The sequence below is a fragment of the Ancylomarina salipaludis genome (assembly GCF_004122035.1).
In the GTDB taxonomy this organism is placed as follows: Bacteria; Bacteroidota; Bacteroidia; order Bacteroidales; family Marinifilaceae; genus Ancylomarina; species Ancylomarina salipaludis.
This window is the reverse complement of record NZ_SAXA01000014.1, coordinates 39,993-66,684: the sequence shown is the minus strand read 5'-3', so window position 1 is coordinate 66,684 and position 26,692 is coordinate 39,993. Positions and strand designations below refer to the sequence as shown.

Annotated in this window: 23 protein-coding genes; 17 read left to right on the top strand and 6 right to left on the bottom strand. The window is 38.0% G+C overall.

Annotation, left to right across the window (positions count from 1 at the left end; genetic code table 11):
• Window positions 1-22: 22 nt before the first annotated feature.
• From EO244_RS13860 to EO244_RS13840, 5 genes are all read right to left on the bottom strand, one after another.
• Window positions 23-1,450: an outer membrane protein assembly factor BamB family protein gene (locus EO244_RS13860; protein WP_129255287.1), complete on the bottom strand. Its 1,428-nt coding sequence runs from the start codon at window positions 1,448-1,450 to the stop codon at window positions 23-25.
• An 11-nt stretch (window positions 1,451-1,461) separates the two neighbouring features.
• Window positions 1,462-2,709: an outer membrane protein assembly factor BamB family protein gene (locus EO244_RS13855; RefSeq protein WP_129255286.1), complete on the bottom strand. Its 1,248-nt coding sequence runs from the start codon at window positions 2,707-2,709 to the stop codon at window positions 1,462-1,464.
• Between the two features lie 205 nt (window positions 2,710-2,914).
• The gene (locus EO244_RS13850; RefSeq protein ID WP_129255285.1) at window positions 2,915-4,120 is read right to left on the bottom strand and encodes an outer membrane protein assembly factor BamB family protein; all 1,206 of its coding nucleotides are present in this window, start codon (window positions 4,118-4,120) and stop codon (window positions 2,915-2,917) included.
• 229 nt (window positions 4,121-4,349) lie between these two features.
• Window positions 4,350-4,991: a class I SAM-dependent methyltransferase gene (locus tag EO244_RS13845; protein ID WP_129255284.1), complete on the bottom strand. Its 642-nt coding sequence runs from the start codon at window positions 4,989-4,991 to the stop codon at window positions 4,350-4,352.
• A 40-nt stretch (window positions 4,992-5,031) separates the two neighbouring features.
• Window positions 5,032-5,469: a hypothetical protein gene (locus tag EO244_RS13840; RefSeq protein WP_129255283.1), complete on the bottom strand. Its 438-nt coding sequence runs from the start codon at window positions 5,467-5,469 to the stop codon at window positions 5,032-5,034.
• 325 nt (window positions 5,470-5,794) lie between these two features.
• Between EO244_RS13840 and EO244_RS13835 the strand changes: the two genes are divergently transcribed.
• The 15 genes from EO244_RS13835 (at window position 5,795) to EO244_RS13765 (ending at window position 22,889) form a co-directional block, all read left to right on the top strand.
• Window positions 5,795-6,253, top strand: a complete 459-nt coding sequence (locus EO244_RS13835; protein WP_129255282.1) for a division/cell wall cluster transcriptional repressor MraZ — start codon at window positions 5,795-5,797, stop codon at window positions 6,251-6,253.
• Window positions 6,254-6,302: 49 nt separating this feature from the next.
• A complete protein-coding gene (gene rsmH, locus EO244_RS13830; protein WP_129255281.1) occupies window positions 6,303-7,208 on the top strand; it encodes a 16S rRNA (cytosine(1402)-N(4))-methyltransferase RsmH in 906 nt (301 codons plus the stop codon).
• A 21-nt stretch (window positions 7,209-7,229) separates the two neighbouring features.
• Complete coding sequence (locus EO244_RS13825) at window positions 7,230-7,610, top strand: FtsL-like putative cell division protein (protein ID WP_129255280.1); 381 nt, start codon at window positions 7,230-7,232, stop codon at window positions 7,608-7,610.
• A gap of 3 nt (window positions 7,611-7,613) precedes the next feature.
• Window positions 7,614-9,731, top strand: a complete 2,118-nt coding sequence (locus EO244_RS13820; RefSeq protein WP_129255279.1) for a penicillin-binding protein — start codon at window positions 7,614-7,616, stop codon at window positions 9,729-9,731.
• Window positions 9,732-9,796: 65 nt separating this feature from the next.
• A complete protein-coding gene (locus tag EO244_RS13815) occupies window positions 9,797-11,254 on the top strand; it encodes a UDP-N-acetylmuramoyl-L-alanyl-D-glutamate--2,6-diaminopimelate ligase (protein ID WP_129255278.1) in 1,458 nt (485 codons plus the stop codon).
• A 2-nt stretch (window positions 11,255-11,256) separates the two neighbouring features.
• Window positions 11,257-12,510, top strand: a complete 1,254-nt coding sequence (gene mraY, locus EO244_RS13810; RefSeq protein WP_129255277.1) for a phospho-N-acetylmuramoyl-pentapeptide-transferase — start codon at window positions 11,257-11,259, stop codon at window positions 12,508-12,510.
• Window positions 12,511-13,854 (top strand): UDP-N-acetylmuramoyl-L-alanine--D-glutamate ligase, encoded by a 1,344-nt coding sequence (gene murD, locus EO244_RS13805; RefSeq protein WP_129255276.1) that lies wholly within the window; start codon window positions 12,511-12,513, stop codon window positions 13,852-13,854.
• Between the two features lie 11 nt (window positions 13,855-13,865).
• The gene (locus EO244_RS13800) at window positions 13,866-15,038 is read left to right on the top strand and encodes an FtsW/RodA/SpoVE family cell cycle protein (RefSeq protein WP_129255275.1); all 1,173 of its coding nucleotides are present in this window, start codon (window positions 13,866-13,868) and stop codon (window positions 15,036-15,038) included.
• On the top strand, window positions 15,025-16,128 hold the full coding sequence (gene murG, locus EO244_RS13795; RefSeq protein WP_129255274.1) for an undecaprenyldiphospho-muramoylpentapeptide beta-N-acetylglucosaminyltransferase: 1,104 nt from the start codon (window positions 15,025-15,027) through the stop codon (window positions 16,126-16,128). The genes EO244_RS13800 and murG overlap by 14 nt, the downstream gene beginning before the upstream one ends.
• A gap of 45 nt (window positions 16,129-16,173) precedes the next feature.
• A complete protein-coding gene (murC, locus tag EO244_RS13790) occupies window positions 16,174-17,544 on the top strand; it encodes a UDP-N-acetylmuramate--L-alanine ligase (protein ID WP_129255273.1) in 1,371 nt (456 codons plus the stop codon).
• Window positions 17,541-18,272, top strand: coding sequence for a cell division protein FtsQ/DivIB (locus EO244_RS13785; protein ID WP_129255272.1), 732 nt, complete (start codon window positions 17,541-17,543; stop codon window positions 18,270-18,272). Before murC ends, EO244_RS13785 begins: the two co-directional genes overlap by 4 nt.
• A 1-nt stretch (window position 18,273) precedes the next feature.
• Window positions 18,274-19,524, top strand: a complete 1,251-nt coding sequence (gene ftsA, locus EO244_RS13780) for a cell division protein FtsA (RefSeq protein WP_129255271.1) — start codon at window positions 18,274-18,276, stop codon at window positions 19,522-19,524.
• Between the two features lie 113 nt (window positions 19,525-19,637).
• A complete protein-coding gene (gene ftsZ / locus EO244_RS13775) occupies window positions 19,638-20,939 on the top strand; it encodes a cell division protein FtsZ (protein WP_129255270.1) in 1,302 nt (433 codons plus the stop codon).
• Between the two features lie 166 nt (window positions 20,940-21,105).
• Window positions 21,106-22,380 carry a cell division protein FtsZ gene (gene ftsZ, locus EO244_RS13770; protein ID WP_129255269.1) on the top strand — a complete coding sequence of 425 codons (1,275 nt, stop codon included), beginning with the start codon at window positions 21,106-21,108 and terminating at the stop codon, window positions 22,378-22,380.
• A gap of 62 nt (window positions 22,381-22,442) precedes the next feature.
• The gene (locus tag EO244_RS13765) at window positions 22,443-22,889 is read left to right on the top strand and encodes a GatB/YqeY domain-containing protein (RefSeq protein ID WP_129255268.1); all 447 of its coding nucleotides are present in this window, start codon (window positions 22,443-22,445) and stop codon (window positions 22,887-22,889) included.
• A 77-nt stretch (window positions 22,890-22,966) separates the two neighbouring features.
• Here EO244_RS13765 and miaB read toward each other — a convergent pair whose 3' ends face one another.
• Entirely contained in the window at window positions 22,967-24,301 is a 1,335-nt protein-coding gene (miaB, locus tag EO244_RS13760) for a tRNA (N6-isopentenyl adenosine(37)-C2)-methylthiotransferase MiaB (RefSeq protein ID WP_129255267.1), read from the bottom strand.
• Between the two features lie 321 nt (window positions 24,302-24,622).
• Here miaB and EO244_RS13755 point away from each other — a divergent pair, with 321 nt between their 5' ends.
• Window positions 24,623-25,456, top strand: a complete 834-nt coding sequence (locus EO244_RS13755; RefSeq protein WP_129255266.1) for a 1-acyl-sn-glycerol-3-phosphate acyltransferase — start codon at window positions 24,623-24,625, stop codon at window positions 25,454-25,456.
• Between the two features lie 191 nt (window positions 25,457-25,647).
• Window positions 25,648-26,628 (top strand): GNAT family N-acetyltransferase, encoded by a 981-nt coding sequence (locus tag EO244_RS13750; RefSeq protein ID WP_129255265.1) that lies wholly within the window; start codon window positions 25,648-25,650, stop codon window positions 26,626-26,628.
• Window positions 26,629-26,692 lie beyond the last annotated feature (64 nt).

Here is a 26,692-nt window from a genome sequence, read left to right as displayed (position 1 = left end):
CTCATATTTTCAAAGTCTAATCTTAATTTGCACGCAAATCAACACAAAGCATGTGTTTCGAATCTCGCATCAGCAATCGTCCATCGGTTATAACCATAGGCCCCCAGGCATCGTGCCCGTCAAGAATTTTCACCTTATCCAAAATTTCAAATCTCTCAGTTGAAGCTTTGGCAATCGTTAATTCCCCATCATCTTTCAGGATAAAAAACTTGCCATCAGCCACTAAATAAGGACCTAATCCAAAACGATCGGTCTTTCCACTGGTCCATAATATTTTGGTACAGTCATTCGGATCACAACAGACAAACTGATTTCGCATAGCACCGGCATCTTTCGGAAGTATGGTAAACATCCGACCTTTATATAAAAGTGGTGTCTGTTGTTCGGATGCCATCCCATCCTTAGGTTTGTATTGCTGAAGGGTTTCTACCTGATAAGTTTCACCCGTTTTTTTCACTTGAAAGAGTGCAGCTCCTGCCCCATATCCGGCAGTCATAAAGAATTTACCATCATCATAAATCAGTGGAGACGGCGCAACAACAGAGGGTGAAAAGTCTTTTGTTTTCCAAAGGATTTGTCCTAAATCATCGCCTTGGGCTGATACGCCACAAATGCCACCAACTGCAGCATAAACCCACATCTTTTTTCCATCCAAAACCATTGGCATCACCGAAGAATGAGACATTTTCCATCCATCCGGATTTGGCGTTTCCCATAGCACTTTACCTGTAGCACAATCAATACCCATTAATAAAGCCTTACCTCCGGGAGCAATTATGGCAACATTATTATCAATCACAGGACACTGACCTGTATACCAAAAAGGAACCTCAGATTGATAATCCTTCACTAAATCGAGTCCCCACAAAAAGTCTCCTGTTTCCGAATTTACACACATCACATGACAACGCGGCCCCATACTCACAATATACTTATCGTTAATTGCAGGAATGGTTCTCGACATGCCATGGTTTCTTTTCACATGAACTTTATAGGATCGTTTCCAGATTTCCTCTCCTGTTTCCAACGAAAAACAACGCAAGGCATCTGCTTTTTTCACCTCATCGTAATCAAGCAAATACACCTTTCCATTGTAAACAACAGGTGCCGCATGCCCTTCACCCAAATCATGTTGCCACATGATCTTAGGTTCAGGTCCAATTTTATCGACAAGTTTGATTTTCTCTTTTGATATATTATCTGAATCAGCTCCCCTAAACTGAGTCCATTTCCCCTTTAAATTTGAAGTGTATTCAGTGTACAATTTGAATTTCTCTCCAATTTTCACCTCATCCACAGCCTCGCTTCCAGCCTCAGGACGATTGTCCAAGCCAGGAACACTTGCTTTGAAATCCTGAACCGGATCGTAACGCAACCAAATAATAAATATGGAAATCGCGACACCAACAGTCAAAAACAGAAAAAGAATATTTAGGGATTTTTTGCTCATTACTTCTCAGACTATGCTTTTATATTATAAGCCATTAAGGCATCTTCGTGACGGACATACATCACACCATCTTTAATCACCAAATGCGACCAATTGGGCCCTTTCCCTAAAGGTACTTTAAAGGAACTGATCACTTTAAAACCATCAGGACTTGCTTTTGAAAGAGCGATATTGCCACCTTTTTCGTCATAGCAATACAACAAACCCTCAGCTGAAATAATAGAACCTTTATTCTCCCATTCTGTCTCATACATTGGCTTACCGGTTTCCCATTCTAGACAAACCCATTTTCCCATTCGATTGTGTATCCAGTTAGAACCGTATATATAATCACCTAAACGAACGGCACCACCATGATGCACATCCATTAAAGAATCAACATATGCCAATTTCACCGAAGAGGCATCTTCACTCAAATTCAGCATAACAGACTTGTGATCATAGCCATTAGTCACAAATATTTTCCCCTTGTAATAAAGTGGTGTATTTGTCTGGATGTTTGCTTTCCATTCTCCACCCGCATATGCTGCATAGTCGAAAGTCCAAAGCATTTCACCATTTTCAGGATTCACCCCTATAATATGATTCTCTGTTACGGTTACAATCAAATTCTTACCATTGCGCTCAACCAGCAGTGGAGAAACATAGGCAGGTTTATCTTTCAAACTTTTAGATTCCCAAACCGTTTCTCCCGTATTCTTATTCAAAGCGATCATCGTCGTTTTTTCACCACAAGGGGTATAAAAAACCAAATCCTTATATAAAAGAAGAGATTCTGCGATTCCCCACTCGCCATATGTTCCTTCAAATTTTTCACTGGCTTTTACCTGCCAGAAAATCTCTCCTGTCAGAGCATTTACACAAGCCAAATCGCCTTTCCCACTTGAAAGATAAATTCGGTCATTTTCAATAGTTGGCGTACATCGACTATCCGGGAAGGTACTATCCCAACAACGACCATAAGGAACCTCCCACTTTATTTGTCCTTTTATATCAACAGCCAACAAAACATCCATGGAATCCTTAATTCCCGTCAAATAAACAAGATCGCCAACCACAGCAACCGAAGAATATCCCTTGGGAATATCTGTTAAAGACCAAAGCATTTGAGGCCCTTCTTTAGGCCACTCTTTTAACAAACCTGTTTCATTATAAACACCGGTTCGATTCGGGCCCCGCCATTCACTTTTTTGTTTTGGAGAGTTACATTGAGTAAAAATTGTAATCGCGGCAAAGCCTAAAAAAAGCAGTCGTTTCATTTTTATTTTTTTATTTTCTTAATTATCAGAATGAACTATTAATTTTCTGGGAACAGGTCTTTCAAACCTATTAATTCTATCAGTTAATTAAACAAACAATAAGCTCGTTAACATTTGATTAACAAGATTTAATCATTAATTAATCTAAAGAAGAATAGTATTAAGATTGAGTCTTATTAAGATCATTTTCAAACTCGATTTAAGCTTAAATTTCATACACCATAAAAGCATTTCCATGACGCACATATAGCCTATTCTTATGAATGACCAAATGTGCCCAATGCTGTTTACTTCCGTATGGCACGCGAAACGAACTCACTTTATTAAAAGCCCCATCTTTCACATCAACTAATCCAATCTCTCCGTTATCGCCGTAACAATACAACATGCCATCAGCATAAATCACATTTCCCTTTGCCAAAGCCTTTGAAGAATAAATTTCTTGTCCTGTTTTCCAATCCAGACAAAACCACTGACGATTGGTATGACCTGAGCCATAAATTTTCCCATCAAGTAAAACAGCGCCACCCATCTGACTATCCAAAGATGCATTTCTCCAGACTTCCTTTACCGAGCGACCATCAGCTGATAATTGCAGCATAACTCCGCCTTTGCCATATCCACTAAAGCAAAACAACATACCATCCTGATAAAGCGGCGTATTGGGATGAATACTGTATTGATTTTTATGCTCAAAACGCCACATCATCTCACCGTTTTGTGTATCAATTCCAACAATTGAGTTAGCAGTATGAGTGACCATCAAAGAGCGATTTGCTAATTTTACAAACAAAGGCGAGCAATATGCCGATGTTTCGCCATTTGCTTTTGTTTTCCAGATCAAATCGCCTGTCTTTTTATTCAATGCGATAATATTAACCTCTTCACCGCCAGGCGTACAAAAGATCTTATCCCCTTCAATCAGAAGATTCTCAGTCATTCCAAAACGAAGGTTTCTACCTCCGTATTCAGTCAACATGTTTTTAGACCATATTATTTCACCTGAATTTGCCGACAATGCGACCAATTCACCATGACCACTCATGATATAGAGCATCCCATGATCAAGTAAGGGAGTCCCTCTCACGCCATCATAATTTTCCAACCATTCTTTTGCGTAATTTGTTTTCCACAACTGCTTACCAGAATAATCAAAGGCTATAACAAACCCCTGTTCTCCATCAACGCCAGCTGTATAAATCCGTGTATCAGTCACAGTTGCTGAAGCATGTCCGTCACCTAAATCATCATAATGCCATAACAATTTTGGACCAGTCGCAGGCCACTTTTTCAACAGGTTTTTCGCTGGATATTTCCCATCTCGGTTCGGTCCGCGCCACTGCGATTCCTCCTGAGCATAAGACTGAAAAACAAACAAAAAACTAAAAATCAATAAAAACAGGGATTTCATATTCAAAGGTTTAGATTCAAAACTGAGCTTAACAATTTCACGATTCTAAAGATAAGGTCTATTCATGTTAAATATCAATGATATTTATACTCAATTAGAAATCCATTATAGGTCTAAATAAAAACAAGAAAACACCTTACCCTCAGCTAAAATAAGTCTTGAAAACAGAAACTAAAAAGGCTTGCTGATAAACACCAGCAAGCCTTCAAGTTTAAATCGATTTATTTAATTAAGACGACTTCGTAATAATTACAATATCAGAGTCAATAAATTCCAGTTTTGCTCCCCAGCGAACGGCAAGAAACTCAAAGCTTTTCTTTGAAAACAAACACACATGCGTGGTATCACGCTTATAATACCATTGTGGGAAATCCTCATCCGCAGGTACCATCTGAGTTTTTATTGCAAGTACTCCTCCAGGATTCAACAAATTAAATAAACGATCGAGTTCCATTTTGGGATCATGAAAATGCTCAACAACCTCCGAAGCTGTAATAAAATCGTATTTTTTTTGAAAAATCCCTGAATCAGGAGCATAAAACACATCATAAATGTCCATCTCAAAACCGCACTTTTCAAACAACAGGGACAAAGCCGGACCTGGTCCACAACCAAAATCCAAACCGCATGCCCTAGAATGAACACGATCCAAGACCGGATCCATCAATCGTTTCAGATACTTCTGATAAACCAAGTCATCAATCGAATTCTGATGCTTATCATACATCTCTTTTTCAATCAGATCAGAATGAAAAAACGTTTTTGGAACAAAAACAACATGACAAATAGAACAAAGAAAATACTCTCGGGATTCCCCCTCATGATAGAGAGATGTCTCCCCGGAATGGCATAATGAACAAATATTTCCCATAATTTCTATTTAACCGGACTTAACAACCAAGTCTCAAGTTCTAGTTCGCTTTAAACAATTTAACTTGCCTAAAGCCCAAAACAAACAGTGCAACAACTTTTAGAACTTCCATCACAACGTAAGTCATATGGACAGAGCTTTTCTCCGGCTTCATACCTTGCATAATTAATTGTGCATGCTCATTCAACTCTGGCAGCAAATAGCCGGATTGTGCTACAATAAAGGTAAAAATCAACACTCCAGTCACTACAATAAGCTTATCGGTATATTCATAAAAAAGAACGACCAGTAAAAAAACAGAGAACACTCTCTCGACGCCATTCAAAGCCCCAAAAACATGTCGCCCTACATCAAGTGCTGTAGGCAAATCCAAACTCTCTGCCCGAAACTTCACCCAAGCTTCCATAAAGCTGATAGACAATATAAAACCTACCCAAATAAAACTCACTACAAACCCATACTTTACCAGTTTTTTCATACTTATATTTTTATATTTTTGCAGTATTCAAGAGCAGAAAACTGCCAAACCTTATTTTTATTGAGTAAAAATAACAAAAAGACGCTTTAATCTTCTTCTCTGATAAATTAATGACAAAATGAATTTTCAAACGGGTATCAAAACAAGTCGGAAGCCCCGTCTGCCAAAGAAACTAAATTGTAGAAAACCAAACCCATAGCATTACTAAACACACCTTAAAAGTGTTTCAAATAAAAAGTTTTCAACAAATGCAGTAAAGTGGGTAGAAGTGGTTGAAAGTGGTAAGGAAATTTCTTACTTTTACAAATGAAAACCAATTTTGTCAATGTTAACATTTATAGGTGATTATCCATGCAAACTAGACGCAAAGGGACGAGTCCTGCTCCCCTCTGCTTTTCGAAAGTTGCTTACAGCTTCTTCCGAAGACAGATTTGTTATGCGAAAAAATCTATATGAAGATTGTTTGGACCTTTTCCCGATATCGGAATGGAACAAACAATTAACAATGATTCGGAGCCAATTAAATCCATTCAATCGCAAACATGCGACTTTCTTAAGAGAGTTTTTTAGAGGAACTGCCGAAGTTCAAATCGATGGTAACGGACGCATCCTTATCCCTAAAAAGTTTTTTGCAGACACCAATCTTTCCGATGGGCTAACCCTTGTTGGCCAAGATGGTAAAATTGAAATCTGGGATTCAAAACAATACGAAGACTCCGGAATGAACCTAAAGGAGTTCAACCAATTGGCAAATGACATTTTTGGAAGCAATATGGCTGAATAAGCCAAGACCAATTAGAATATATTTTCAAATTTTGTAATAATCATATAACATGACATCATATCACGTACCTGTACTTTTAAACGAAAGCATCGAAGCTTTAGACATTAAACCCGACGGGATATATGTCGACTTAACCTTTGGAGGCGGCGGGCACTCTCGTGAAATCATAAAACACCTCACTACAGGGAAACTGATTGGTTTCGATCAGGATGTTGACGCCGAAAGAAACATCATCGACGACGAAAGATTCATCTTTATTCGTCACAATTTCAGATATTTCAAAAACTTCCTGAAATACATCGGCTACGAAAAGGTTGATGGGATTCTTGCGGACTTAGGCGTCTCGTCACATGAATTTGATGTGGCCGAACGAGGATTTTCATTCCGATTTGACGGGGATCTGGATATGAGAATGAATCAAAGTGCCGAATTCAATGCCGCTGACCTTCTCAACACCTATTCCTCAGACGAATTATTCAGAGTGTTCAAGTATTATGGTGAGGTTAAAAATCCGGGCAAACTCGTGCGATTAATTATAGCGCACCGTGCGGATAACGAATTCAAAACCATACAACAACTGAAAGAAGTCATCATGCCTTGTACGCCAAAATTCAAGGAACACAGATACTGGGCCCAGGTTTTCCAAGCCTTACGTATCGAAGTCAATGCTGAGATGGACGTTTTAAAGGATATGCTAAACCAGATTCCTGAAGTTCTTAAACCAAACGGCAGACTGGCCGTCATCACTTACCATTCCCTGGAAGACAGGCTGGTGAAAAATTTCATCAGAGATGGCAAATTTGCCGGAGGAGCAGAAAAAGATTTTTATGGCAAAACCAATGCACCACTCGAAGCTGTGAATCGGAAAGTTATTCTACCAAGCGAAGAAGAACTGGAACTTAATAACAGATCGAGAAGTGCCAAGCTGAGAATTGCACAACCCAGAACAAAATAAAACCGTTCAAAGCGAAAAACAATGTTTGGATTCAAGCGAAAATATAACGATTTCATTAGCCCAAAAGAAGAAATTAAAGAGACACCTTCGGGATCCTTTAAAGATATTCTTTCAGGTAGTGTCTTGTCTAAAGATGTGGTTGTACACCACCTCCCATTCATTCTTTTCATTGCAATATTGGGCATTTATTATATCAGTAACCGATATCAATCAGAAAGAGTCTATAGGGAAATGATTGGCCTTGAAAAAGAACTCAAAGAACTTCGTTTTGAATACATCACAACAGCATCCGATTTGATGTATATGAGTAAACAATCAGAGGTAGTCAAACGAGTAGAAAAAGAGGGTCTGGATTTAATTGAATCTACAGAGCCTCCAATAAAAATCTATTTAGAAAAGTAAACTGTGCAAATAAAGAACGATATCATGTGGCGAGTGGGCGTCTGTTACACTCTAATTTTACTCTTCGCATTCTGTGTGGTTGGGCGAGTTGTCTACCTGCAGGTTTTCGAAGGAGAAAAATGGAGAGGACGTGCACAATCCATCAGCAAAAAAGATATTACTGTTTATGCAAACAGAGGCGACATTTGTGCAGAAGATGGTCGCCTTTTAGCCAGTTCCATACCCTATTACGAACTGAGAATGGACTTTCAGGCTCCCGGACTAACTGATGTTGTTTTTAAAAAGAACGTCGATTCTTTAGCACTTTGCTTATCCAAATTTTTTGGAGACAAAAGCAAGTCAGCTTATCACAGAATGCTATGGGATGCCAAGTTCCACTCCAAAAAGAACCGCTACGTACTCATTAACAACAAAAAAATAAATTATAACGAACTCAAACAAATCAAAACATTCCCTCTTTTCAGACTATCTCCCAACAAAGGGGGATTAATTTGTTCGCAAGAAAACAAAAGAGTTCAGCCGCATATCAATTTAGCCACCCGAACCATAGGTTATCTAAATAAAGGGAATGGAAATGAACTTATAGGTAAAGTTGGGCTTGAAGGTTTATTTGAAAATGAACTCAAAGGGATTAATGGCATTTCCATGATGCAAAAAATGTCTGGCAAATGGCTTCCTGTCAATCAGGCTGACCCTAAGGATGGAAACGACATCATAACCACAATAGACGTCAATTTTCAAGATGTTGCTCAATCTGCCCTTCTGCAGCAATTGCAAGCATATCATGCTGACCATGGCTCTGCTATCCTTATGGAAGTTGAAACCGGTGCAATAAAAGCCATTGCAAACCTGGGGTTGAATCAGAAAACAAATACCTACGAGGAAATTTACAATTATGCCATTGGTGAAGCCACTGAACCGGGTTCTACTTTCAAGTTAGCCTCTATGATGGCTCTACTTGAGGATGGCTATGTTCAACCAGACGACTCTATTGATACAGGTAATGGTGTGCATCGTTTCTATAACGATAAAATGCGCGACTCTCATATAGGCGGCTATGGAAAAATAACGGTTCAAGAGGCCTTTGAAAAATCTTCAAATGTTGGGGTTTCAAAATTAGTCAATCAATATTATAAGGATAAACCCCGTAATTTTATCAATCGATTATATGAGTTTCGATTAAATAAACCCCTTGATTTGGACATCAAAGGTGAAGGTATACCAAAAATCAAATACCCGGGCGAAGAAGGATGGTCTGGGATTTCACTTCCATGGATGTCTATTGGCTACGAGGTACAACAAACACCTTTGCAAACTCTAAGTTTATACAATGCCATTGCTAATAATGGAAAAATGATGAAACCCATGTTCGTCCACAAAATTAAATATCATGGGAAAGTCTTAAAACATTTTGATGAAGAAGTCCTCAAAAATAGCCTTTGCTCCAGAGAAACGCTACGAAAAATCAAAAAAATGCTTGAGGGTGTTGTATTAAGAGGGACAGCAACAAATCTGAGAAATTCAAGTTATAGCATTGCAGGCAAAACGGGAACGGCTCAAATTGCAGATAAGAATAAAGGCTACGGACATAAAGTCTATCAAGCTTCTTTTGCGGGTTATTTCCCTGCAGATAACCCCAAATATTCGTGCATAGTCGTCATCAATAGTCCTGACAAAAAGAAAGGGTTTTACGGGAATCAGGTTGCTGGCCCCGTTTTTAAAACTATTGCTGATAAGGTTTATGCCATGACCTATGCCATGCATCCACCCAAGCAAGATGAACAAGAGTACGAAGTAAAAGTACCAATTTCATTGAATGGAAATAAGGAAGATCTGGATAAAGTATTCAAAGAATTAGGCGTAACCGTTGATGAAAAAGATATCTATAGCGATTGGGTTTTAACTTCGCGCCAGGATTCCATTATCAAATACAAAAACAGATCAATAAACAATCACCTTGTCCCCAATGTAAAAGGAATGGGACTGCAAGATGCCTTGTATATTTTAGAAAATGCAGGCTTAAAAGTTAAGATAAATGGATTTGGATCCGTAACAAAGCAATCACTGCGACCAGGATCTAATTTTCAGAGCGGCGATCAAATTTACATTGAACTATCCTAAACATAGATAGAAATTGTAAAAAACAAGAAAATAAGGACCGATATCATAAATAAGAAATGATTAAGATGACTAAAAAAATAACAGATCTGTTAGGATCCATAAATATAGTTGAAAGTATCGGCGATCTGGAAAGAGAGATCAACGCCATACATTTCGATTCAAGAAAAGTGGAGACAGGAGATTTCTTCATTGCACAAGTCGGTACCCAATCCGATGGTCACGATTATATAACAAAGGCTATTGAACAGGGCGCAAAAGCTATTTTATGTGAGCGTTTACCAGAGCTTACTCATCCTGATGTAAGCTATTTTAGAGTTGAAAACACATCTAAAGCCCTTTCTGTATTAGCACATAATTATTACAATCGTCCATCAGATCACCTAAAACTTGTCGGTGTAACGGGAACAAATGGCAAAACAACCATTGCCAGTTTGCTTTATGAGCTATTCAGAAAATTAGGCTACAAAGTTGGTTTACTATCTACGGTCACCAATTATATCGACTCCAAAGTCGTAAAAGCAACGCATACAACACCTGATGCCATCCAAATTTCAGCACTTTTAAATGAAATGGTTGCTGCAGGCTGCGAATATTGCTTCATGGAAGTTAGTTCACATGCTGTGGATCAGCACAGAACTGCTGATTTAAATTTCAAAGGCGGAATTTTCACAAATCTGACTCACGATCATCTTGATTACCACAAGACTTTTGATTCGTATCTAAGAGCAAAAAAAGGCTTTTTCGATCAGTTGGGCAAAACGGCATTCGCCATTACCAATGCGGATGATAAGAACGGAAAAATCATGCTGCAAAATACCAAAGCGCACAAGTTCACCTACTCAACCCGTGCCTTTGCCGACTTTAGAGCTCAAATTCTTGAAAAGCATTTCAATGGCATGCTATTGGAAATGGACGGGATTGAATTATGGACCAATTTTATTGGTGATTTTAATGCACACAACCTTTTAGCAGTTTACAGCGCGGCCCGACTTCTCGATCAATCAAAAGAAGAAGTTTTGATGAAAATGAGCGAACTCAAATCAGTAGCGGGACGTTTTGAGAGTCTGGTTTCACCCAATGGTGTGATGGCAATCGTTGACTATGCCCACACCCCCGATGCGCTGAAAAATGTTTTACAAACAATCGACCAACTCAGAACCAAAAACGAAACAGTTATTACTGTTGTTGGCGCCGGTGGCGACAGGGATAAAACCAAGCGCCCTTTGATGGGGAATGTTGCCGCCGAATATAGCGATAAGGTTATTTTGACTTCAGACAATCCACGATCAGAAGATCCTGATACAATTATTTCAGAAATGAAAGAAGGTGTTTCTGCAGACAAGCTCAGAAAAGTATTAGCCATTTCAGACAGAAAAGAGGCAATTCGCACAGCAATAATGTTAGCGCAAAAAGATGACATTATTCTTGTAGCAGGTAAAGGCCACGAAGATTATCAAGAAATTAAAGGCGTCAAATACCACTTTGACGACAAAGAAATTATAAACGAAATATTTAACCAATAAGCATGTTATACTATCTTTTCAAATACCTAAACGAACTCGATTTCCCAGGAGCAGGAATGTTTGATTATATTTCATTCCGTGCCGCATTAAGTATCATGACGTCACTATTTATTGCAACTGTTTTTGGTAAAAAAATCATTTATTACCTGCAAAAACAACAAATTGGTGAAATTGTAAGAGATCTGGGTTTAGCTGGCCAAATTGAGAAAAAAGGCACGCCTACCATGGGGGGACTTATTATATTGATCTCAATTTTAGTGCCCGTTTTGTTATTCGCTAAACTTGAAAACATTTATATCATCTTAATGATTATCACAACCGTTTGGTTGGGGCTAATTGGTTTTATAGACGACTACATTAAAGTTTTTAAGAAAGACAAGGAGGGCTTAAAAGGGCGATTTAAAATTGCAGGCCAAATTGGTTTGGGTTTAATCGTTGGCTTAACCTTATACATCAACGATGATGTTGTGATTCGTGAAAGAGCTAGTATTTATGATATTGGCACAAAAACCGAAGTCGTTGACGAAGGTTTCACCAACGATCATACCAATGCAACAGCTATGACCAAGGATATCAAGTCGACTAAAACGACCATTCCCTTCTTTAAAAACAATGAATTTGATTACGAAAGCCTTGTCCGTTTTACGGGAGAATATTCATCACTTTTTGCATGGATTCTTTTCATAATTGTTACCATTTTTATTGTAACGGCTGTATCCAATGGTGCGAATATGACTGATGGATTAGATGGCCTGGCAACCGGAACCTCAGCAATTGTTGGGGCAACGCTTGGTATTTTAGCATACGTATCCGGTCACTTGGTATATGCCAGCTACCTCAACATTATGTACATTCCTCTTTCAGGAGAACTTGTAGTTTATATTTCAGCCTTTATTGGAGCAACCATTGGTTTCCTTTGGTACAACTCTTATCCTGCTCAGGTATTTATGGGCGATACCGGAAGTTTATCATTGGGAGGTATTATTGCAGTTTTGGCAATCATTATTCACAAAGAGCTCCTTATTCCAATTCTATGCGGGATTTTTCTGGTGGAAAATGTTTCTGTTATGATGCAAGTTTCGTGGTTTAAATACACCAAAAAGAAATTCGGTGAAGGGCGACGCATTTTCAGAATGGCTCCTCTGCACCACCATTATCAGTTAAAGGGATATCCTGAAGCTAAAATTGTAACACGTTTTTGGATCATTGGTATTTTCCTTGCAGTTATCACTATTGTGACCCTTAAAATCAGATAAATGGATAGTCAGAAAAACATCGTTGTTTTAGGCGCCGGAGAAAGTGGTGTTGGAGCTGCAATTCTAGCTCAAAGCAAGGGATTCCCCGTTTTTGTTTCGGACAAAGGGCAAATTACATCAAACTATTGCAAAATCCTTAAGGAATACAATATTCCTTTCGAAGAAGGAAAACATAGTGAAGAGCTTATTTTAAATGCGAGTGAAGTCATTAAAAGTCCGGGGATTCCTGACACCGCTCCACTAATTAAAAAACTGAATGACTTGAATATTCCTGTCATTTCAGAAATTGAATTTGCAGGACGCTATTCTAATGCAAAAATGATTTGCATAACAGGTAGTAACGGTAAAACGACAACAACACTACTTCTCTATCACATGCTGAAAAAAGCAGGAATTCATGTTGGTTTAGCAGGTAATGTTGGCCACAGCCTGGCTCGTCAGGTTGCAGAAAACGATTTTAGTCACTTTGTTGTTGAATTGAGCAGTTTCCAACTGGATGGTATGAAACAGTTCAAAGCTGATATTGCTATTTTGATGAATATTACACCAGACCATTTGGATCGTTACGATTATAAAATGAAAAATTATATCGATTCAAAATTCCGAATTATTCAAAATCAAACAGAAAATGACGCCTTCATTTTCTGTCAGGATGACGAAATCATCACCAAAGAATTGGAACAAATTTCAGTTCAGGTACAAAAACATCCGTTTAGTATTTATGAATGTTTACCAAAGGGGGCTAGCCTCAAGAACGATGAATTAATTATTAAGAATGAAAACATCAATCTTAATATGAAACAAAATGAACTTTCTCTAAAAGGGAAACACAATACTTACAACTCGATGGCTGCAGGAATAGCAGGCAGCATACTGGGCATTCGCAACGAGGTGATCAGAGAAAGCTTAAGTGATTTTAAAGGCGTGGAACACCGCCTCGAAAAGCTTTCAAATGTTAATGGGGTCGATTTTATAAACGATTCAAAAGCGACCAACATCAATTCAACCTGGTATGCCCTTGAAAGTATGGATGACGAAACCGTTTGGATTGTTGGAGGGGTTGATAAAGGCAACGACTATAACGAGCTAATGGATTTAGTGAAAGAAAAGGTTAAGGCAATCGTGTGTTTAGGAATCGATAATTCCAAGATTCACCAGGCCTTTGATGGCGTTATCGAAACAATTGTAGATACAAATTCGATGCAGGATGCTGTTAAAACAGCCTTTGAAATAGCGAATGGCGAAGCAACCGTTTTATTATCGCCAGCCTGTGCCAGCTTCGATCTGTTTAAGAGTTACGAAGACAGGGGCCAACAATTTAAGGAAGAAGTGCTAAAATTATAGTTTTAAATTAGATGGGACGATTTATCAACAATTTTAAATTACAAGGCGATAAGGTCATATGGATCATCATATTTCTCCTTTCGATCATCTCGCTTTTAGTAGTCTACAGTTCAACCGGTACCCTGGCGTATAAGGTTAAAGGGGGAAATACGTCCTATTTTTTCATCAAACAATTGGTTTTACTGCTTGGGTGTTACTTTATTATTTGGGTCACCCACAAAATTCCTTATAAACATTATTCCAGCTGGGCCAATATGGGCTTGGTGGTGGCTGTAGGCATGTTATTACTGGCAAAAATAGTGGGGGTAAACTTAAATCAGGCTTCAAGATGGATTACCATCCCGGTTATTGGTTTTAACTTTCAACCTTCAGAACTCGCCAAGCTTGCCTTAATTCTATTTGTTTCAAGAATACTCTCTAAGTTTCAAACAGATAAAGAGTGTCAAAAAGAAGCCTTTTGGAAAATTATTGCTTCTATTGGTGTAGTCTGTGGCATTATCTTTCTCGATGACTTTTCCACCTCGGCCCTTTTAGGCGGCATTTGTTTGATGCTCATGTTTATCGGACGAATTTCAGCCAAATACCTGCTTGGCACTATGGGAGTGGGCTTGGGTCTAATCATTGTATTACTAATTATTGCCCCATTCCTACCCGATAGCTTTGGACGTATTCATACCGTCAGAAACAGGATTCTCAATTTTGCCAGTCCTGGTGAACAAAAAGAGGATAATGGACAAAACTATCAGGTCGATCAAGCAAAAATAGCGATTGTATCCGGTGGTATATTGGGGAAAGGACCCGGTAATAGTGATCAGCGAAACTTCTTACCTCACCCTTATTCCGATTTTATCTACGCCATCATTCTTGAAGAATGGGGCTGGGTTGGTGGCTTTGGGATTCTGGCCTTATACCTGTTTCTAATATATCGGGCAGGCTCCATAGTTCGGAAATGCGACCGGACTTTTCCGGCCTTTCTCGTCATTGGTCTCAGTTTAAGCATTGTAGCGCAAGCATTAACCAATATGGCCGTTTCGATAAATTTAATACCCGTAACAGGGCAACCCCTGCCACTGGTTAGTATGGGGGGAACCTCACTAATATTTACAAGTGCTGCCCTGGGGATGATTTTAAGTGTTAGCCGATCAGTTAAAGAACAAGACGTATTAAAGCATGCAGAAAATTAAAATAATAGTTAGCGGAGGAGGAACAGGAGGACATATCTATCCTGCAATTTCTATTGCCAATGCCTTAAAAGCTAAACAAGACGATATCGAGATTCTTTTCGTAGGTGCCGAAGGTAAAATGGAAATGGAAAAAGTTCCGGCAGCTGGTTATAAAATTGTCGGTCTTCCCATTAGAGGTTTACAACGAAATTTCAACAAAGAGAACCTGAAATTTTTCTCACGGTTATTCAAAAGTCTTCGCAAGGCAAAAAAAATTATAAAAGAGTTTAAGCCGAATGCAGTTGTTGGCGTGGGTGGCTATGCCAGTGGACCACTATTGCATGCTGCAAACAAAATGGGTATCCCGTCATTGATACAGGAACAAAATTCATATGCAGGCATCACAAATAAATTGCTCGCTAAAAAAGCCAATAAAATATGTGTGGCCTATAGCGGCATGGAGCGCTTTTTCCCTGCCGATAAGATATTGTTCACAGGAAATCCGGTGAGAAAAGACCTTGCTAAACTAGACAATTTAAAATCGGAAGCTCAGCAATTTTTCAATCTCGATCCAAACAAAAAAACACTTCTGGTTATTGGAGGCAGCTTAGGAGCAAGAACCATTAATCACAGTATTATCGAAAATATTGAGGCTTTCAGAAATGAGCCTGTTCAAGTCATTTGGCAATGTGGTAAATTCTATCATCAGGAGATGAAAGAAAAACTTGCAAAAGCTAATGTGGACAACATTCAGATTTTTGATTTTGTATCCCGAATGGATTTAGCTTATGCCTGTGCCGACCTTGTTATCTCAAGAGCGGGTGCGGGAACAATTTCAGAACTTTGTTTGGTTAAAAAGGCATGTATTCTGGTGCCATCGCCGAATGTTTCGGAAGATCATCAAACAAAAAATGCCATGGCTCTGGTTGATCAGGATGCAGCCCTAATGATTCCGGATATTGAATCAAAAAAACGATTGGTAGACGAATCCTTATTGCTATTACACGATGAATCGAAACTAGTAAAGCTTCGCGAGAATATTGCTTTGCTCGCAAAACCAAATGCCGCAGACGAAATAGCAGAAGAGATTTTAAAAATGATTAAGCAATAACTTTAGGTTTAAAAAGTTAATTTAATTCACATACAGGTAGTAATAATGAATATAGAGAATTATAAAAACATCTATTTTGTTGGGATTGGAGGCATTGGTATGAGTGCTATTGCGCGCTATTTCAAAGCTATTGGGAAAAATGTATACGGTTATGACAAAACCCAAACCTTACTTACTGGTGAATTAGAGAAAGAAGGCATCGGTATTGTTTTTAGCGATGGCATTCAACACATTCCTGAAATATATCTCAACAAAAAAGAGACACTGGTTGTCTACACACCTGCTATTCCGTCCAATCACGAACAGTTAACTTTTTTCAAAAATGAGAATTTTCTTCTGATGAAAAGAGCTCAGGTGCTGGGTTTTTTGTCTGATCCTTTAAATGGAGTTGGTATTGCCGGAACGCATGGCAAAACGACTGTATCAACTTTAACAGCTCACATATTTAAAAGTTCGGCTCTGGATTGTAACGCCTTTTTAGGTGGCATCTCAAGAAACTACAACACCAATCTGCTTCTGTCAAAAACAAGTCAGTGGGTGGTTTTAGAAGCCGATGAATTCGACCGATCTTTTCTTCAACTTCATCCTCAGATAGCCGTTGTCACATCAATGGATGCTGACCATTTGGATATCTATGGCAAGAAAGAGGAATTGGAAAAAACATTTCACGATTATGCCAGACAAATAAAAAAAGGAGGTCATTTGGTATACAAAAAAGGCCTGCCTCTAAATCCGCCTGATATCAATCTTTACTCATATTCTCTGACGGAAGAAGCCGATTTTTACGCCAAAAATCTGAAGCTGGTTCAGGGTTTATATCAATTCGATCTGGTACACCCAAAGGGTTGTATCGAAGGATTAAAACTTGCATATCCTGGTCGGATAAATGTTGAAAATGCCGTTGCCGCAAGTGCCGTTGCCCTAATATGCGGAGTCAGTCAGGATGAACTCCGACTAGCTCTGAATAATTTTAAGGGTGTTCGTCGAAGATTCGACTACCGAATTAAAACTGAGGATTTAATCTTTATTGATGACTATGCACATCATCCCAAAGAACTTTGGGAAAGTATTTCATCGGTAAAAGCCATTTATCCTGATAAAAAAATTACAGGCATATTTCAGCCTCATCTGTATACCCGAACGCGTGATTTTGCCGATGGGTTTGCAGAAAGTTTAGATCTGCTGGATGAAATTATTTTGTTGGATATTTACCCTGCAAGAGAATTACCAATTGAAGGTGTCGACTCAAATCTAATTTTAGATAAGATGACTAAGAAGGGCAGAATCTGCTCGAAAGAAGAATTAATTGAACAAATTAAACTAAGCAAAATAGAAGTATTATTAACTTTGGGAGCAGGCGATATTGACAAGCTTATTGAACCACTGGAACATGCTATGATTCAAAAAATAAAATGATAAAAAAAATCAAACCCATATTAATCACTTTGGCATTATTAGCCTATATCATTTTTACGTTTGCCTTTGTGAACAAAAAAAATGATGCTATGCTGATTACAGGTATTGATATCAATATTATTGATAGTTTAAACACTCATTTTATTTCCGATTCTGAAATCAAAAACCTTATTCTTAAAAATCATCCCAATATCATTGGCAAAAGCGCAGCAAGCATCAATAAGGAGAAATTAGAAACATTGATCAATAAAATCCCTTCGGTTAAGAATACTGAAGTTTTTAACTCTCTTTCGGGTTGCTTGCATCTTGAAATAGAACAGCGCAAGCCAATTGTACGTTTGTTAAAAGGAAAAGGCTTTTATATCGACGAAGAAGGTAAAAGAATGCCACTGTCTTCAAACTATACATCAAGGGTTTTGGTCGTCTCAGGACACATCAAAGATAAAATGATTGAGGCCGAATTAATGCCACTCGTCAATTTTATCACAAAAGATGAATTTTGGTCTTCACAAATTAACCAAATCTATGTAGATTCGAATGATGAATACATTTTAATTCCAAGAGTTGGTGGTCAAAAAATTGAACTCGGTAAGATCGACAATTTTGAAAGAAAATTTTCAAAACTTTTGGCATTATACAAAGAAGGGTTTTCAACCGTAGGTTGGAACAAATACAAAAAGATAAATTTGAAATACGAGAATCAAGTCGTATGTACAAAAAGGCAATAGGATGATCAATACAAATGAAATTATAGCGGCCATAGATATTGGAACAACCAAAATTGTTGCCATTGCGGGGAAGGTTACATCCAACGGAGAACTTCAAATACTGGGATTAGAAAAAACCAAATCAACAGGAGTTGTTAAAGGAGTAATCCAAAATATTAATCTGACCATTGAAGCAATTCGCGAAGTGGTTGAAAAATTACAAAAGAACACCAATCTTAAAATTGATAAGGCATACGTTGGTATCGCCGGGCAACATATCAGAAGTTTAAAAAACCGACAATTTAAATACATACAAAACGGATCTGAGATTATTACTCAGGAAGATATTGATACCATTCTGAAAGAAAACTTCAGAATCCCAATTCAGGTTGGCGAACAAATTCTTCATGTCATTCCACAAGATTATGTGGTTGACAAGGATAAAGGCATTACCAATCCTTTGGGAATGGCAGGGCGCAGACTTGATGGGAATTTTAATATCATTATCGGAAGAACGGCTTCAGCACGAAATATAGAGAACTGTGTAAAAGCAGTTGATGTTGAAATTGAAGAACTTGTACTGGAACCTCTGGCATCATCCCTAGCTGTATTAACACAGGAAGAAAAGGAAGCCGGAGTTGTTTTGGTTGATATAGGTGGCGGAACGACAGATATTACACTCTATTTCGATGGCGTTCTGCGTCACACGGCTGTCATTCCATTTGGTGGCGATGTGGTAACTAAGGATATTAAAGAAGGTTGCCATCTGTTACTAAAACAGGCAGAAGCCCTAAAGGTTCAATTTGGTGAAGCTGTTGAACAATTAGCTGATAGCGACAAAGTGGTCAATATTCCACAAACAGGTGGTTGGGATCCTAAGGAAATTGCATTTAAAACTGTCGCACAAATTATTCAATGCCGTATGGAAGAAATTCTGGATCGTGTGAAATACCAGATTGACATGACGCCTTATGGCGATAAGCTCGGTGCAGGAATCGTCCTTACCGGCGGAGGTGCAATGCTTAAAAATCTGGATATATTAACAAAAGAAACCCTGGGGCTGGATGTTAGAATTGGTTATCCCAATGCATCATCTATGATTAAGGTTGACGAAGCAATAAACCTTCCAATGTACGCAACCAGTATTGGTTTGCTATTGAATGGTTTAAATAAAATTCAACATAAACCCAGCGATGGTGTTGCAACCCAAACAAATACTAAAACAAGAAAAAGGGGCTTAAAGCAATTCTTTGAAACCCTTTTCGACAATTAATATGAGAATCTGAAAAAACAAATTAGTGTGGATTATGAATTCCCCTGGATATCACTATCAAATTCTAATTTCATTCATTTGTATTTATTAAAAAACACAATAAACCCTAAGTTATGATTGACGATTTACTACCTGTTGATTTCGAAGAAAAAGAAGAATCAATGATCAAAGTTATTGGTGTAGGAGGCGGTGGAAGTAACGCTGTCAATCACATGTATAAGGAAGGCATTAAAGATGTTGGTTTTGTTATCTGCAATACCGATTCACAGGCTTTAGCTGACAGTCCTATCCCTTTTAAAATACAATTGGGGAAAAGTTTGACCGAAGGTAGAGGAGCAGGCAATAAACCGGAAAAGGGCCGGCAATCAGCTATAGAAAGCATTGAAGAGGTTAATAAAATATTGGGTGAAAAAACCAAAATGGTTTTCATCACGGCTGGTATGGGAGGTGGTACCGGAACAGGCGCCGCGCCTGTTATTGCAGAACTGGCTAAAGAAAAAGATATCCTTACTGTAGGTATTGTAACGATACCTTTCTTATTTGAAGGGAAACGCCGGGTTCAACAAGCACTTGAAGGAATCGAAAATTTAGAAAAACATGTCGATGCCTTATTGATTATCAACAATGAGAAGCTCAGAAGCATGTTTGGAGACTTAAAACTCTCCGAAGCTTTTGCTCAGGCCGATAGTGTTTTGTCTATAGCTGCCAAATCGATTGCTGAAATTATCACGGTACATGGCTATGTTAATGTCGATTTTGCCGATGTTGAAACAGTGATGCGAAACTCTGGAGTTGCCATTATGGGATCTGCCAGTATAGCAGGTGAAGACAGAGCGATTAAAGCAATTAAACAAGCGCTAAATTCACCATTATTAAACAGCAACAATATTTACGGTGCCCGCAATATTCTGCTTAATATCATTTCGGGAAAAGAAGAAGCAACCATGATGGAAGTAACTGAAATCACCGAATATGTACAAGCGGTTGTTGGTAATGATGTGAATATTATATGGGGAAATGGTTATAGCGAATCCTGTCAGGATGAATTAAGCGTAACCATCATAGCTACAGGATTCTCGGATAATCCGATTCCTGAACTAAATATTCAGCCTCGACAGCATGAGCAAAATAAGGCTCCTCAACTCGAATTGATTATTGAAAACCCAGAAATGCTTGAAGCAGAAGCCAACAACTCAAAAAGAAGAACTGTAAGCCCTAAAATGAAAAGCGCAAATCAGACTGAAGTAATTGAGGATGAAGAAATCGTTGACGATTTTAAAGACAAAAAGACATTTAAGAAATCAAATGATTCCTTTGTTTCACCTGCAGCTGAGAAAGAAAAGAAAGATAAAAAATCAGGGTGGTTTAAAGATACCCTGGGCTCTCTATTCGATACAGAAGATACTTCAATGTAACTCACATATAACTAATCATTAGCTCGAATATTAAGTTAAATTTTATCTGGAAAATCAGAATAAAAAACAAGGTCGTAACTAATTAAGCGTTAAATTTGCGGCGCAAAAACGCAAAATACAATATTTTACAATCCATATCCAACAGAGGATAAATACAATAGAATTAATGAGCGAAGAATTAATGGACTTTGGCTTGGTAGAAAACGAATCTTCAATTATTAAAGTAATTGGAGTTGGTGGAGGCGGAGGCAATGCTGTTAACTACATGTTTCAGCAAGGCATCAAAGATGTTGATTTTGTCATCTGTAATACCGATGCACAAGCATTAGCAAAGAGTAATGTACCAAAAAAAATACAACTTGGCGAGTCGTTAACTGAAGGACGAGGAGCTGGTAACAAGCCTGAAAAAGGAGAACAATCAGCAATCGAGAACTTAGATGATGTAACCGATGTACTGGCTGATAATACCAAAATGGTATTTATTACAGCTGGTATGGGCGGAGGTACTGGTACAGGTGCTGCTCCCATCATTGCCAAGGCCGCAAAAGATATGAAAATCCTTACTGTTGGTATCGTAACCATTCCTTTCCGTTTTGAAGGAAGACAACGTATCAATCAGGCTATCGAAGGAATTAGAAAACTGAAAGAAAGTGTCGATTCACTTTTAGTAATTGATAACGCCAAACTTTCTGAAATATATGGCGATCTTAAATTATCTACTGCATTTTCAAAAGCTGATGATGTTTTGGCAACAGCAGCAAAAGGAATTGCTGAGATTATCACCCTACACGGTTATATCAATGTTGACTTCGAAGATGTTAAGACGGTGATGACCGATAGTGGTGTGGCTGTTATGGGATCGGCAAGTGCTGAAGGTGAAGGCCGTGCGGTAAAAGCTATTCGTGAAGCACTAACCTCTCCTCTGCTGGATAACAACGATGTGCGTGGAGCAAAATCAATTCTGCTAAATATCACATCAGGCACCGAAGAAGTAACCATGGACGAAGTCGGTGAAATTACGGATTACGTTTATGAAGCGGTAGGTGACAGTGGCAACATTATCTGGGGAACCGGCCAGGATGAAAGTTTAGGCAACAAAGTTTCTGTAACCATTATTGCGACAGGATTTGATCATGAAGAATCTGATAATCACCAATCTAAACCTCAAACTATAACAGCAACTAAACCGAATGCCTTCAAAGGAGGAAAAGGCCCGGCGAAAGTCACTGAGACACAAAAATTACAATTGGAACTGGATCCGGAAACTGAACCGGAAACCCGACTTAACGAAAAACTGGATGCCAGCAATATGAATGAAGCTGAAATTCAGGAAAATGAAGATATTCCTGCATATAAGCGTAAACAAATCAACTTGCATCGAACAGAACCGCCAAGAACTGCTAATGTGGTTCATTTCGACTTAGATGATTTCGATAATTAATCACAAATCCGTATAAAACTGGTTTTATCAGACTCGGTTTTTATACAATAAACTGATATATCATGACATTATTAGAACAAGTAAACAGCGATATAAAGGCTGCAATGAAAGCCAAAGATAAAGAAAGACTTCAGGCTTTAAGAGCTGTTAAAACAGCTTTTACACTCGAGATGACTAAGACCGGCAGCACTGAAATAGCAGATGCTGATGCTTTGAAAATCGTACAAAAACTTGCGAAACAAAGAAAGGACTCCGCAGACACCTATTCTGAAGGTGGACGTCAGGAACTCGCTGATATCGAATTAAAAGAAATGGCTTTTATCGAAGCATATCTTCCTGCACAAATCAGTGATGAAGAACTAACTGAGATTATCAAAGGATTAATTGAAAAAACGGGTGCAAGCTCAATCAAAGATATGGGTAAGGTTGTAGGAATGGCATCGAAAGAATTAGCCGGACGTGCTGATGGAAAAACCATTGCTGATAAAGTCAAATCATTGCTTGCTTAAGTAAATACGACTCTATATAAAAGAGGCTGTCAGTTCAAATTGACAGCCTCTTTTGTATATATGTGTATCGGAACGACCTACTCAACAATCTCGCCAATTAGGGTAGCAGAATTGCAACTAACTGCTTTAACTTTTACAAAATCACCAACTTTAAAATTTTTCTTTGGTAAAACAAAAGCTTTATTCTGAGAACTACGTCCGTATAATTCCTGATCTGATTTTTTTGAAACCCCCTCAATTAAAATCTCAAAGGTTTTGCCCAAATCACGCTGATTACTTTCCAATGACAACTGTCTTTGTAGCGCAATCATCTCGTCCAATCGCTTCGACTTAACATCCTCTGGGATATTATCCTTCAAGTTTTTATAAGCATATGTACCCGGGCGCTCAGAGTACTTAAACATATAAGCATAATCGTACTTAGCCCACTGCATCAAGTCTAATGTTTCCTGAAATTCTTCTTCTGTTTCGTTATGGAAGCCTACAAAAATATCAGATGTTAAACCACAATCCGGTAAATATTTACGAATGGCTTCAACACGATCCATATACCACTCGCGAGTATATTTACGACGCATATTCTTAAGCACTTCGTTACTTCCTGACTGAACAGGTAAGTGAATGCATTTACAAATATTTGAATGAGCAGCCATCACTTTCAAGGTATCATCACTCATATCTTTAGGATGCGAGGTTGCAAAACGAATACGCATATTTGGCTCAGCCTTAGCAACCATTTCCAAAAGTTCCGGAAAAGTAATCTCTGACACGGAATTCTTAAAATGATAAGAATTGACATTCTGTCCCAAAAGAGTTACTTCTTTATAGCCTTTAGATGCTAAATCATGAACCTCTTTCAGAATACTCTCAAAATTACGGCTTCTCTCCCTTCCTCTGGTATAAGGAACAATGCAATAGGTACAGAAATTGTTGCATCCACGCATAATCGAAACAAAACCTGAAATAGCAGTCTCATCAATACGGGAAGGACAAATATCTTTATAGGTCTCAGTCAACGACAAATCAATATTAATAGCCTTTTCGCCTTGTTCAGCTTTCTTTACCAATAAAGGCAGGTCCATATAAGCATCCGGACCAACAACTATATTCACGTTCTTCTCCTGCTCAAAAAGTTTCTCACCCAAACGCTCAGCCATACAACCAATAACGCCTACCAAGAGTTTTGGATTTTTCTTTTTCAACTCACTAAAACCTTGAACCCTACCCCGAACTCTTTGTTCAGCGTTTTCACGCACCGAACATGTATTTACCAAAATCACATCTGCCTCAGTTCTATCTTCGGTTCTCTCAAAACCATCGTGTTCCATAATAGCAGCCACGACTTCACTATCGGCAACATTCATTTGACAACCATAGGTTTCCATGAATAATTTCTTATTGCTTTTGCTCATTGTCTTTTCCAATTATCCTTAAATCCCTCAATATGACCGAAGGAATGTTATTGTTTTTTTATAACGTGCAAAGATAGATCTTATTAGCTGAATGACAATTGGAGAAGTCTAAAATATCCTGATATAGACTCAGTAAACACAAGCATTCAAGCAAAAAAATAAACACTTCGTGTACTTTTATACGGATTGGCTCTTTGTTTCTTAAAGAAGTCAATATAAAATTCCGATATTTAGGCCGTAATTGACTTTATTGAGTTCAAATCAGCTTTTTATTGATCACAATAAATCACAACTAAGCTATATTTTTAGAATTATACCAAAATGCAAGACCAATCAAAATCTCAGGATTTTCAAAAGATAGATCTCAAACAAGTATTTGCCAGTAAAAGCGAGAAAGTTGCCCGACTAATTCCTGGTTTCATCATATCTTATTTAAAACGCATTATCCACCAGGATGAACTGAATGATTTTCTTTCCAGAAACCATCAGAAACAAGGTATTGACTTCTCTCAAGCGGTTTTAGATGAATTATCAATTACCTACGAAATTAATGGACTCGAAAAACTTGACAAGAACAAACGTTACCTTTTGGTCGCCAATCACCCGCTTGGAGGGCCTGATGGACTAATCCTTATCAGCATTTTTGGAAAACATTTCAAAACCATTCGCTTTTTAGTAAACGATATTCTGATGAATATTAAAAACATGGGCAATGTTTTTGTTCCTATCAATAAGCATGGTGGTCAGGCAAAGGAAGCTGCTACAATTATTGAATCGGCTTACGAATCTGATTCTACCATCTTAACCTTTCCGGCTGGCTTAGTCTCCAGAAAACAAAAAGGGACAATTAAAGATCTGGAATGGAAAAAGAGCTTTATTGTAAAAGCAAAAAAACATCAGCGCGATATTGTTCCAATTCATATCAGTGGTCGAAACTCAAATTTCTTTTACAATCTAGCCAATCTCAGAAAGTTTATGGGGCTTAAAGCCAATATTGAAATGCTCTATCTTGTGAATGAATTATTCAAACAAAGAGGAAAACAATTTAAAATTACAATTGGTGAGCCTATTCCATATACAAATATTGATAGTAGCTTAACCCCAAACCAGTGGGCTGAAGCAATAAAGAAACAATGTTACGATCTTGCCGATTAATTATTTTTAATCACAAATCCACAAGATGCATTATATTTGTCCGAATTTAAGTCTATTCTCATAGTCAATCAATAAAAATAACTATGGTGATTTCCTTATTTTCACTTATATTGCTTTAAATACACCACAAACGAATTTCTTTATTCTTAGTTTAAGAATTGAAACATCGTCACCAAATTAAAAGAAAACAGATGAAAGAGATTATCCCTCCAGTAGATAGAGAGCTTCTTGAAAAAGAACTCACCGAGGATAGATTTGTAAGAAAAACCAATAAGGGATCGAACGAAATTTATTGCTTTACACATCACGATTCGCCAAATTTAATGCGTGAAGTGGGACGTTTACGAGAAATTACATTTAGAAAAGCAGGTGGTGGAACAGGCAAAGAAACCGATATCGATCATTACGATCTGGACGAAAAACCTTATCATCAGCTTATTGTTTGGGATCCCAGTGCAAAAGAAATTTTAGGAGGTTATCGCTATATTATTTGTAAAGACGCTCATAAAAATAAACAAGGTGATTATTTATTGGCAACTTCAAGACTTTTTGACTTCTCTGATGAATTCAAAACTGAGTATATCCCTAATATGATTGAATTGGGCCGTTCATTTGTTCAGCCAGAATACCAATCAATTCTAAAAGGCAGAAAGAGTCTTTATGCACTTGATAACTTATGGGATGGACTAGGAGCCCTAATTGTTGAGTATCCTGAGATCAAATATTTCTTCGGGAAAGTGACGATGTACCCTCATTTCAACACTGAGGCTCGTAATCATATTCTATATTTCATGAACCGCATGTTCAATGATCCAGATAATCTTGCCTGGCCATTAAATCCGCTAAAAACAAACACGGACACTGCTGCAATGGATGCCACCTACAATGGGGTTGATTTTAAAGAAAACTACAAGATATTATCCAGAATTGTTCGTGAAAACGGCGCCAACATTCCGCCTCTGATTAATGCCTATATGGGTTTATCTCCATCGATGAGAAGCTTTGGAACAGCGGTAAATACTCACTTTGGTGATGTTGAAGAAACAGGTATCATGATTACGATTGAGGATGTTTATGAAAATAAAGTTGAGCGCCATATCTCTTCTTATCTAAACTTCTTGAAAATTCGTTTACCAAGAACAAAGTTCCATTTGTTCAAGAAAAAACATTAAGCAATTCAGCTTGCTCAAAAAAAAAAGTCATCCTTGTGGATGACTTTTTTTTTTTGAAAATTGG